General features: G+C 40.4%; 10 protein-coding genes. 8 read left to right on the top strand and 2 right to left on the bottom strand.

The window, feature by feature from the left end; all coding sequences use genetic code 11:
* Positions 1-82: 82 nt before the first annotated feature.
* The 7 genes from ACO6S0_RS06880 to ACO6S0_RS06850 all read left to right on the top strand — a co-directional run bounded on the left by ACO6S0_RS06880 (position 83) and on the right by ACO6S0_RS06850 (position 6,861).
* A complete protein-coding gene (locus ACO6S0_RS06880) occupies positions 83-1,111 on the top strand; it encodes an NAD-dependent epimerase (RefSeq protein WP_422351256.1) in 1,029 nt (342 codons plus the stop codon).
* Positions 1,112-1,292: 181 nt separating this feature from the next.
* Positions 1,293-2,111: a 3'(2'),5'-bisphosphate nucleotidase CysQ gene (gene cysQ, locus ACO6S0_RS06875; RefSeq protein ID WP_422351255.1), complete on the top strand. Its 819-nt coding sequence runs from the start codon at positions 1,293-1,295 to the stop codon at positions 2,109-2,111.
* Between the two features lie 24 nt (positions 2,112-2,135).
* A complete protein-coding gene (locus ACO6S0_RS06870) occupies positions 2,136-2,564 on the top strand; it encodes a DUF2061 domain-containing protein (protein WP_422351808.1) in 429 nt (142 codons plus the stop codon).
* On the top strand, positions 2,549-3,148 hold the full coding sequence (cysC, locus tag ACO6S0_RS06865) for an adenylyl-sulfate kinase (protein ID WP_422351254.1): 600 nt from the start codon (positions 2,549-2,551) through the stop codon (positions 3,146-3,148). Before ACO6S0_RS06870 ends, cysC begins: the two co-directional genes overlap by 16 nt.
* Complete coding sequence (gene cysD, locus ACO6S0_RS06860; RefSeq protein ID WP_422351253.1) at positions 3,141-4,046, top strand: sulfate adenylyltransferase subunit CysD; 906 nt, start codon at positions 3,141-3,143, stop codon at positions 4,044-4,046. The genes cysC and cysD overlap by 8 nt, the downstream gene beginning before the upstream one ends.
* Before the next feature lie 10 nt (positions 4,047-4,056).
* Positions 4,057-5,313, top strand: coding sequence for a sulfate adenylyltransferase subunit 1 (locus ACO6S0_RS06855; protein WP_420399350.1), 1,257 nt, complete (start codon positions 4,057-4,059; stop codon positions 5,311-5,313).
* Positions 5,314-5,532: 219 nt separating this feature from the next.
* Positions 5,533-6,861 (top strand): UDP-glucose dehydrogenase family protein, encoded by a 1,329-nt coding sequence (locus ACO6S0_RS06850; protein ID WP_422351252.1) that lies wholly within the window; start codon positions 5,533-5,535, stop codon positions 6,859-6,861.
* 147 nt (positions 6,862-7,008) lie between these two features.
* Here the strand turns inward: ACO6S0_RS06850 and ACO6S0_RS06845 are convergent, their stop codons facing one another.
* Positions 7,009-7,737, bottom strand: a complete 729-nt coding sequence (locus ACO6S0_RS06845; RefSeq protein WP_422351251.1) for a sulfotransferase domain-containing protein — start codon at positions 7,735-7,737, stop codon at positions 7,009-7,011.
* Positions 7,738-8,082: 345 nt separating this feature from the next.
* Here ACO6S0_RS06845 and ACO6S0_RS06840 point away from each other — a divergent pair, with 345 nt between their 5' ends.
* Positions 8,083-8,991 carry a sulfotransferase gene (locus ACO6S0_RS06840; protein ID WP_422351250.1) on the top strand — a complete coding sequence of 303 codons (909 nt, stop codon included), beginning with the start codon at positions 8,083-8,085 and terminating at the stop codon, positions 8,989-8,991.
* A gap of 200 nt (positions 8,992-9,191) precedes the next feature.
* On the opposite strand, the gene ACO6S0_RS06835 is transcribed toward ACO6S0_RS06840, so the two are convergent.
* Positions 9,192-10,196 (bottom strand): heparin lyase I family protein, encoded by a 1,005-nt coding sequence (locus tag ACO6S0_RS06835; RefSeq protein ID WP_422351249.1) that lies wholly within the window; start codon positions 10,194-10,196, stop codon positions 9,192-9,194.
* Positions 10,197-10,406: the final 210 nt, after the last annotated feature.

Below are 10,406 nucleotides of genomic sequence, written 5' to 3'. Positions count from 1 at the left end.
TTTCCTCGTAATTATTTAATTTGGCCGCTCAATAAAATCGCATCCATACATTATATAGTATAACCTCAAAAAACAGAATTGAATGAAGGTATTGGTAACTGGGGCAGCTGGGTTTATTGGATTTCATACGGTGGCCCAGTTGATAGCGCAAAATTGTCAAGTAGTAGGACTTGACAACATTAATAGTTACTACGATGTTGGTCTTAAATATGCTCGGTTAAAAGAACTGGGAATAGACCCTTCCCAAGCTGAAAAATTCAATTCCGTTTCAGAAAGCTCGATTCATTCTTCCCAGTTCAAATTTGTTAGAATGAATTTGGAAGATCGCAATGAATTGCCAAAATTGTTCGAGACCGAAAAATTTGATGTGGTATGCCATCTTGCCGCACAAGCCGGTGTACGTTATAGTCTTGAAAATCCCGAAGCTTATGTGGATAGCAATGTGGTGGGTTTCTTGAACATATTGGAAGGCTGTAGGCATAATAAGGTAAAACATCTTGTGTATGCCAGTAGCTCAAGTGTGTACGGCTTAAACAAAAAGATACCTTTTAATACTTCAGATAATGTAGACCACCCTATCAGTTTATATGCAGCCACAAAAAAGAGCAACGAGCTCATGGCACACACCTACAGCCACTTATATGGTTTCTTGACAACAGGTCTTCGGTTCTTTACGGTATACGGTCCATGGGGCCGACCGGACATGGCCATGTTCCTGTTTACGGATGCCATGTTAAAGGGCAAACCTATAAAGGTATTCAACCGCGGTGAAATGGAAAGGGACTTCACATATATAGACGATATTGTAGAAGGTGTAGTGCGTGTTGTGGCCAAGGATATCACAGAAAGAAAGTCCACTGGGGAATTGTACAAGGTTTACAATATTGGCAACAACAAATCCGTTAAGCTAATGGCTTTTATCAAAGCAATTGAAAAAAGCTTGGGGATTGAAGCCAAAAAAGAAATGCTGCCCATGCAACCTGGTGATGTTAGTAAAACCTGGGCCAATGTGGATGAGCTTATAAAAGATTATGACTACCACCCTGACACTCAGATAGAAAATGGGGTACAAGAATTTATAAACTGGTACAAACAATATTATAAGGTTTAAAAGTTTTACTGACGTAAATTGCCATTCATTTGTGATTTTTTACTTTCATCCGACACTCTCACCCCCTTGAAGCAACCTTAAAATTTAGAATTGTTCATGATAATCGATTTTTTTAAACGTACACCGTAAAAACGGGTCAAAAATTGTTATTGCTGACTGTATTTTTGAATTTTGTCATCATATGAAAAACAACACACAATCATTTACCGAGCCTATTGAAATAGCCATCAAAGCTGCCATCTCTGGTGGTTCGGCTATTATGGAAATTTATGGAAAACCCGATTTTGAACTGGAAATAAAAGATGACCGTTCGCCTTTGACTGAGGCGGATACTGCGGCCAACACCCTTATCAATCAATATCTGGTGGAAACGGACATTCCTATTATCTCCGAGGAGAACAAAAACCTGGAATACGATGATAGAAAGCATTGGGACAAATGTTGGATTGTAGATCCACTGGATGGCACCAAGGAATTTATCAAGCGAAATGGTGAATTCACTGTGAACATTGCACTGTGCGAGAAAGGAAGACCTGTTCTAGGTGTGATCTATGTTCCTGTTAGCCGCGAACTTTATTACGCAGATGTTACCAAAAAGATTGCCTATAAAACCATCTTAGATGAAGAACTCAATCTTACAAATGAACTATTTGCGGAAGAAGATCGTATTTCTATGAGTAAAACAAGTAAAGCGTTGGCTCGCGTTGTAGGCAGTCGCTCGCATATGAACCAAGATACACTTGATTTTATCTCATCCATTGAAAATGACTTTGATGAAATAGAAGTTGTTTCCAAAGGGAGTTCGCTTAAATTCTGCCTGGTCGCCGAAGGGAAGGCTGATTTTTATCCCAGATTTGCTCCTACCATGGAGTGGGATACTGCGGCTGGCCATGCGATTTGCAACGCCGTTGGGCTAAAGGTGATTTCCCAACAGACCAATGAGGAATTGCCCTATAATAAAGAAAATTTGTTGAATCCCTATTTTTTAGTAAGTCAGTAAGCTGTGGGAAAGATCTCCGGATTTATGGGTAAAATATCCCATAAGAGACATATTGCCAAAACCATCACCTGGAGGTTAGTAGGAACCCTGGACACCGTGGTGTTGTCCTGGATTATTACAGGGAACCCTGCCACTGGACTCAAAATCGGTTTTTCGGAGGTTTTTACCAAAATGATTCTGTATTACCTCCACGAACGGGCTTGGGTAAGAGTCAAGATGCCCGAAAGTAGAAAACGACATTTGTTCAAAACAGTTTCTTGGCGTGTGATTGGCACCCTTGATACAATCGTGATTTCTTGGATAATCTCTGGAAACCCGCTTACAGGATTGAAGATTGGAACCCTGGAAGTAATCACCAAAATGATATTGTACTATTACCATGAAAGGGCATGGTACCGTATCAACTTTGGACTTGATAAAATAGTTAGATCAAAAACATGGAAAAGAATATAATTGCCCATTCCTATAAGATCGATGTAGAAAAAAGGAGAAAACAAAGTGGACACAATTCACTTCTTATTTTCTTCACGGGGCTTTCCGGTTCCGGTAAATCTACTTTGGCCAATGCCTTGGAAGAACGATTCTATAAGAATGGCGTTAAAACATATGTACTGGATGGTGATAATGTTCGCAAGGGCATTAACAGCAATCTCACGTTTAAACCTGAGGACCGATCGGAAAACCTTAGGCGTATTGCCGAAATCTCAAAACTTTTTATTGATGCAGGTGTGGTAACCCTTGCAGCCTTTATTGCCCCCTATGAAAAAGACAGGGAGTTCATAAAGCAAACCGTAGGGCCCGACAACTATATTGAAGTGTTTGTAAACACCAGTTTGGAGGTATGCGAGCAAAGGGATGTTAAGGGGCTGTACGCAAAGGCACGTAAAGGCGAGATTAAAAACATGACCGGAATTTCAGCTCCATATGAAGCACCTAAGAATCCGGATGTGGAGGTATCAAATGAATATGGCATAGATGAATCTGTTGACATTATATATAATAAGATAAAGAACCAAATAAGACTCAAAAATGAGTAAGTACTATTTAAACTATTTAGACGAGTTAGAGTCCGAGGCCATCTTCGTGTTACGGGAGGTTTGGGCACAATTTCAGAATCCTGTTATCCTCTTTTCAGGAGGAAAGGATTCCATTGTAGTGACCCACTTGGCAAAAAAAGCATTCTTCCCTTCCAAAATTCCGTTCTCCTTGATGCATGTGGATACGGGTCATAATTTCCCGGAGACCATCCAATTCAGGGACAATATCCTAAAACAGCTTGGTGTGAATCTTATTGTAGGTTCTGTTCAGGAATCCATAGACCAAGGTAGAGTTGCGGAAGAAAAAGGAAAAAGTGCAACCCGTAATGCCCTGCAGATTACCACCCTTTTGGACGCCATTGAGGAACACAAGGTAGACTGTGCCATTGGTGGTGGACGACGAGATGAAGAAAAGGCAAGGGCAAAGGAACGGTTCTTTTCCCACCGAGATGATTTTGGTCAGTGGGACCCTAAAAACCAGCGTCCCGAGTTATGGAACCTTTTCAACGGGAAACACTTTGAAGGAGAACATTTTAGAGCGTTCCCCATAAGTAATTGGACAGAAATGGACGTTTGGAACTACATCAAACGCGAACAAATCGAAATACCTTCACTGTACTATGCCCATGAAAGGGAAGTAGTTTGGAGAAGTGATGCATGGATTCCCAATTCGGAGTTCTTAAAGCTTGAGGACGGAGAAGAAATCGTAACCAAGAAAGTTCGGTTTAGAACACTAGGTGATATCACCATCACCGGTGGTATAGAATCAGATGCTGATACATTGGAAAAAATTGCTGCGGAAGTTTCTGGTATGAGACAGACCGAAAGAGGTAATAGAACCGATGACAAACGCTCTGAAAGCGCAATGGAAGACAGAAAAAGACAAGGGTATTTTTAGAAAAATGGATATGGAATTAAACAATAGTCAACTATTAAGATTTACTACGGCCGGAAGTGTTGATGACGGAAAAAGCACACTAATTGGAAGGCTTCTATATGACTCTAAATCAATCTTTGAAGATCAATTGGAGTCCATTGAAAATACCAGCTTAAAAAAAGGTCATGATGGCTTGGATTTGGCATTGTTCACCGATGGTCTGAAAGACGAGCGTGAGCAAGGTATTACCATTGACGTGGCCTACCGTTACTTCACCACTCCCAAGAGAAAATTCATTATAGCCGATACTCCTGGACACATCCAGTATACCAGAAATATGGTCACAGGTGCATCTACCGCCAATGCTGCCATTATTCTGATTGATGCAAGACATGGTGTTATTGAACAAACAAAGAGGCACTCCTTTATTGCTTCCCTGTTACAAATTCCCCATTTGGTGGTTTGTATCAACAAAATGGACCTTGTGGATTTCAAGGAGGAAGTATATAATGACATTATAAAGCAGTTTCAAGATTTTTCATCAAAATTATTGGTGAAAGATGTACGCTTTATTCCAATTAGTGCCCTGTTGGGTGACAATGTGGTAAACAGGTCCGAAAATATGCCTTGGTACAAAGGCGCACCCTTGTTGCACACCCTTGAAACCATTCATATCAGTAGTGATTTCAACAGCGTGGATGCACGGTTCCCAGTACAGACCGTATTGCGTCCACAACGAGAAGGGTTCATTGACTATCGTGGATACGCCGGAAGAATAGCCAGTGGTATTTTCAGACCAGGTGAGGAAATTACCGTAATGCCTTCTGGTTTTACCTCAAAAATCAAAACTATTGAAGGGCCAGATGGTGAACTTGAGGAGGCCTACGCTCCCATGTCAATTTCCATGACTTTGGAGGACGATATCGATATTGGGCGTGGGGATATGATCGTAAGATCCAACAACAAGCCGGAACCTGCTCAGGATTTGGAGGTGATGCTGTGCTGGATGAATAACGATCCTGCAAAGCCCAGGGCCAAATATACCTTAAAGCACACAAGCAATGAGCAAACGGCCATGATCAAAGAGGTGCTGTACAAAATTGATATTGAGACCCTTGGACGAAATATGGAAGACAAGGAAATCGGTATGAATGATATATGTAAAGTACGTATTCGCTCAACAAAACCCTTAATGATAGATTCCTATAGGGACAATAGAAGCACAGGGAATTTAATTCTGATTGACGAAAACACCAACGAAACAGTTGCCGCGGGTATGATTATTTAATCCTGGCTTTTAAATGTGCCAGCTTTTGACAATGACCGCCATTTAATTTTGATGGAAATTGTCCGCTGCAGATTAAAAGTCAGCATCTAGACGTAGTGTTAGTTATGTGCTCAAATGAAAAACCAAAATCCCCTAAACAAATTTATTCTCATTAAATAATAATCTGATGGTTCTGTCATTATTATTATGACATTTACATTGTTTAAAAAATAACATAAAATGAATCTTACAATAATTGGTACCGGATATGTAGGTCTTGTGAGTGGAACTTGTTTCGCTGAGATGGGTAACAGAGTTACCTGTATTGATGTGGACGAAAAGAAAATCACAAATCTTAAAAACGGAATTATCCCAATATATGAGCCAGGCTTGGAGGCCATGGTCGAAAGAAATATTGCAAACAAAACGCTACATTTCAGTACCAAATTGGCTGAGAATCTTGAAAAATGCGATATCGCATTTATTGCCGTAGGTACTCCTATGGGTGAAGACGGTTCTGCCGATCTAAAGTATGTGTTGCAAGTGGCCAAAGAGATTGGACAGCACATGCAACATTCCTTGGTAATTGTTGATAAATCAACGGTACCCGTAGGTACTGCAGATAAGGTAAGGGAAACGGTTCAAAAGGAACTGGATTCCAGAAAAGCGGACATTGACTTTCACGTGGTTTCCAACCCTGAGTTTTTAAAGGAGGGTGATGCCATCAATGACTTCATGAAACCTGATCGCGTGGTGGTAGGTTCCGATCATGAAGAATCCACCAAAAAGATGCGCAACCTGTACAGCCCGTTTTTTAGAAGTAGTACGAATCGTTTGATCACTATGGACGTTCGCTCTGCAGAAATGACCAAATACGTGGCCAATGCCATGTTGGCTACCAAAATTTCGTTTATGAACGAAATCTCCAACATTTGCGAATTGGTAGGTGCAGATGTTAACAAAGTACGCGTAGGAATTGGTTCGGATAGCAGAATTGGATATAGTTTCATCTACCCGGGAAGTGGATACGGGGGATCCTGTTTTCCAAAAGATGTCAAGGCCTTGAAAAAAACAGCCCAGGAACATGGGTATTCCGCTAGAATTATTGGTGCGGTTGAAGATGTTAACGATGACCAGAAGTTTGTAATAGCAAAAAAGGTGGTGAACCGTTTTGGAGAGGACCTTAAAGGAAAAACCTTTGCCGTCTGGGGATTGGCCTTTAAGCCACAAACAGATGATATGCGGGAAGCACCTGCAATCTATATTATCAAGGATTTGGTTGAAAGAGGGGCCAGTATCCAGGCTTATGACCCAAAAGCAATGGGTGAAGCGCAGGAGTTTTACCTCAAGGACGTTCCAAATGTTTCCTATTGTAATTCCAAATATGAAACCTTACAAGGGGCAGATGCCATGATTCTGCTTACGGAATGGAAAGAGTTTAGGGCACCGGATTTTGAAGAACTCAAACAACAGCTCAACGAACCCATTATTTTTGATGGACGAAATCAGTACGATGACCTAACGTTGGAAGAGCTTGGCTTTGAGTATTTCCAAATTGGGAAAAAGTGACACGCTTCAAATAAGTGTATAAATCGAAAGTAAAAAGGGCTGGATTTTTTAAATCCAGCCCTTTTTTTGTCTTATCCAAGTCTTAAACCGAAAAGACCGATCTTTCTATATTTTTTATGGGTGCTTTCTTACCGCCCTTACCACCGGTTAGGATAGACTGCGTCTTAGTTCAAAAATGAGGTAGTAGCCTAGTTTGTCCAACAGGTTGTTCTTTTTTTGGATTCTTTCCAAATCCTTTTCCATTGAAGCCGTTAGGTAATTCTTATAATCCCCAATTTCACCTTTTCTAAAAAACCATTTGCGTGGAGAATTCTCCCGTACCTTCTTAATACTGTTGGCTTCAATAATGTCCTCAATTTGCTTCTGGTTTAGGGTAACGCCAAGAAATTCCGCAAACCGTTTCAATTCTCCGGGAGTGTCTTTTTTTAAGGATTCAAAGGTTGAATGATAGACATTGTTTTGAAATGATTCCCAATTCTTATTGTATTTTGCGAGCTGTATGGCCTTGTAGCGTCCAACCAACCAATAATAGGTCTTAAATGATGGTTTAAAGGATCGCACATTAATGAAGTGGTTATAATGTGAAACTATAGCGTCCCGAATATCCCGCTGAATCATGAATATTTTTACATCATCCTCATTGCTGGCCAGCAATTCTATATGGTCTTTTTTGTAGATATGTCCTTTTGCCAAATAGTTGTTCGATTTAATCTCCGAGGATTTAACAATATCTGCCAAACGATCAATACCAACAAAGCTATCATGCTTCTTGCTTTGAAAATTTTCAGGTAGTGGCTGGAAATCCATCAGGCCTTTTAACAAATTTCGCTGCCAGGTAGACCCTGACTTGAACGCACCATTTGCAATTACTATCATATCTATGTTTTATTCCCGTTTAGTTCAAAAATTGAGACGCCAATTTATTGAATTTAAAACTCATAACGCCAATACCCGGAAAGTATTTGTTGAAGCGGCAATTATTTCAGACGTTCTCAACCATTTGCAAAAATAAAGGGCTCAATCCGCATAAATAAATAACTGGAAATGGGGTAAAACAACCGTGGAAACCTTGTAGAGTTCACCTGTTTTAATGGCATCCAAAAATGGGAAACTTTAAGTCATTTTCAGTTTCCCGAGTATTTATTCCTTTAAACGTGTTTGCACATCATCCAACTATTTTTTCAGTAGTTTTGAATCGGAAAAACCAATTTTAATTTCTTGATGAAATACATATACATTACAGGCCGAGGACGCAGTGGCAGTACCGTAATTGATGCCATGCTTGGAAATTCCAAATCAATTGAAAGCGTCGGTGAATTGGTTTCCGGACTGGGAAGGTTCAATGCTATGTGTAGTTGTGGAAAGGGAATGAATGATTGCGGCTATTGGACCAGTGTTCGGCATAATTACGAGTCAAAGACGGAGCAGAGTTGGGACAAGTTTGCCAAAGACACGGTGAAATCAGGACATGTCAAGGAATTTATGGACACCTTATTTGGCAATTCCAAATTCAATAGGGAATTGGTGAAAGATACAGAGCAATTTACCCAAGGATTGTTGGAGGTCGCTGGAAAAAAAGCCATACTTGATTCCTCAAAAAATCCAAACCGGGCTTTATGGCTTGCCAAATTTTATGATGACTCCAAAATCATACACTTGGTCAAACATCCAGATGGGGTTGCAGCGAGTAAATATAAGTTTATTGGAAGGGGCAAAGGCTATAAGTTTCTTCGAAAAACCTATATCAATCCAAAACTGGCCCCTTTGTACATGACCGTGGAAGCCATATCCTGGATGGTAGGCAATACCATGATAGGGTTGATCAAATTAATAAGGCCAAAAAAGGTGATGCTCGTCAAATATGAAGATTTTGGTGCAAAGCCAGAAGTTATTTTCGAAAAGCTCTCCAAGTTTTTGGAAATAGATCTTAGTGAGGTTCGTGATGCCGTGATCAATGGCCACCCCTTAACTTTTGGTCATACCATAGGGGGCAATGGCGTAAGAAATAGCGAGACCTTTGTTTTCAGCACCAAGAAAGGCAAGAAACGCCCGATGCCCATTTTTTACAAAGTTCTTATCCGCATTTTCTGTTGGCCTCTTATGTTGATTTACGGCTACAGATTCATATGATCTGCCCACAAGTAGGTTAAATTCAATTACCAAATCACATTCCAATTTTCCCAAAGGTCGCAGAAGTGCTTATTTCTCCGTCACAGAAAGGACGGCTCACAGCAATACTCAGCTTCTGTAAAGGTTGTAGGGATTCCCGCTCTTAACCCACTTGACCATGGGGTCTAAGATTAGAAAAGTATACCTGCCGTAAATTGAGGTTAATTGTTGGGGCTAAGACCTCCTGGACTAACATTTTCATAAGCCCCCGGGCCTTTCCAGACCTTATATTCATCAAAGTAGACATCTCCTTGAGGGGAGTTTTTTGAAGACCAATAAACTCCAATGGTATGTTTGATTTCACCAGTATAGGGAATTCCACTTACATTGGCGAGTCGGTAGGTTGTGGTTCCTTTTTTGTCAACAATCTTGTCGCCGTTTACCCATATTTCCAAAAACCCATCAACAGGATCAAGCTCCCAATGGATTACAATATCAATCCATTCGTCTAGATTATAGTTGAAGTGTGTGTTTTCCGTACCTGTACTTGCACCACTGTCTTGAATTATATTGACCATTCTTTCGTCCGTTGAAGTAGCGAAGAACATTTTCCCATTGGAGCCTTGCCTTAAGGTAACCGGATTGATACCTCCATGATCGGGAGCACCTTCTGGCCTCATGTTTCTAAACTGGGCATAAACCCTGGAGCTTTGGGCCGCTTGCTTTACTTTCATTGAGAAGCCTATCCAATGTTCGCCCCAATCGGACAATCTATTCCTATGGATTTCATTTCTTGTAACGTGATTATTGTAATCACCTAAATGGACCGCCTTGGAACCAGCTCTTGAGTCCGAAGTGGTGTGTGGTTCTCCCCTACTTGCTTCGTACTCCCATGTATTGTCTCCGGAACCACTTAGATTCCATTGATCTGATTCAAAATCTGAATACCAAATTAAGGAGCCCTGTCCCTTGGACTGGTCATCGGTATTGTCTTCTCCGGTATCTGTATTATCTTCCTCGGAAGTGTTGTCTTCTTCGGAAGTATCCTCTTCACCTGAAGACGCTTCTTCATCTTCATTGTTTCTTTCCTCAATTTCCTTGTTCGTTTCTGTTTCCTCTTGGATAACGTCATAGAACAAGTCGGAGTCCTTGGCGCAGGAGAGATTAAATAATAGAATGTAAATTAGTAGAGAAAACACTTTTAGTGGGGTATTAGTGTTCAGCATGGCAATATAATTAGGTTAAGTAAATGTCGAGTAATTCGATTCAGGGTTTATAAATGGATTACTGCTAAATTTTTTCGATGAAATGCCCATTAATTAGGTTAAAATGCAATGTTGGGTTTCAATTCGTTTTCAAAGTACGGGATTTTACATGGGTTTGGATGTTCATCGATTTTTTATTCGATGAACTACATATTTATTTAACATTTCATA

The sequence above is a fragment of the Flagellimonas sp. genome (assembly GCF_965233845.1).
GTDB lineage: Bacteria > Bacteroidota > Bacteroidia > Flavobacteriales > Flavobacteriaceae > Flagellimonas.
Note: the sequence above shows the minus strand (reverse complement) of the source record. Positions and strands in the feature narration are given on the sequence as shown.

What these genes read in the sequence shown, in the direction of transcription:
- cysC (WP_422351254.1), top strand. Translation starts at nt 2,549, where the DNA reads ATGGAAAAGAATATAATTGCCCATTCCTATAAGATCGATGTAGAAAAA.
- ACO6S0_RS06840 (WP_422351250.1), top strand. Translation starts at nt 8,083, where the DNA reads ATGAAATACATATACATTACAGGCCGAGGACGCAGTGGCAGTACCGTA.
- ACO6S0_RS06880 (WP_422351256.1), top strand. Translation starts at nt 83, where the DNA reads ATGAAGGTATTGGTAACTGGGGCAGCTGGGTTTATTGGATTTCATACG.
- cysQ (WP_422351255.1), top strand. Translation starts at nt 1,293, where the DNA reads ATGAAAAACAACACACAATCATTTACCGAGCCTATTGAAATAGCCATC.
- ACO6S0_RS06845 (WP_422351251.1), bottom strand. Translation starts at nt 7,737, where the DNA reads ATGATAGTAATTGCAAATGGTGCGTTCAAGTCAGGGTCTACCTGGCAG.
- cysD (WP_422351253.1), top strand. Translation starts at nt 3,141, where the DNA reads ATGAGTAAGTACTATTTAAACTATTTAGACGAGTTAGAGTCCGAGGCC.
- ACO6S0_RS06835 (WP_422351249.1), bottom strand. Translation starts at nt 10,196, where the DNA reads ATGCTGAACACTAATACCCCACTAAAAGTGTTTTCTCTACTAATTTAC.
- ACO6S0_RS06855 (WP_420399350.1), top strand. Translation starts at nt 4,057, where the DNA reads ATGGAATTAAACAATAGTCAACTATTAAGATTTACTACGGCCGGAAGT.
- ACO6S0_RS06870 (WP_422351808.1), top strand. Translation starts at nt 2,136, where the DNA reads ATGGGTAAAATATCCCATAAGAGACATATTGCCAAAACCATCACCTGG.
- ACO6S0_RS06850 (WP_422351252.1), top strand. Translation starts at nt 5,533, where the DNA reads ATGAATCTTACAATAATTGGTACCGGATATGTAGGTCTTGTGAGTGGA.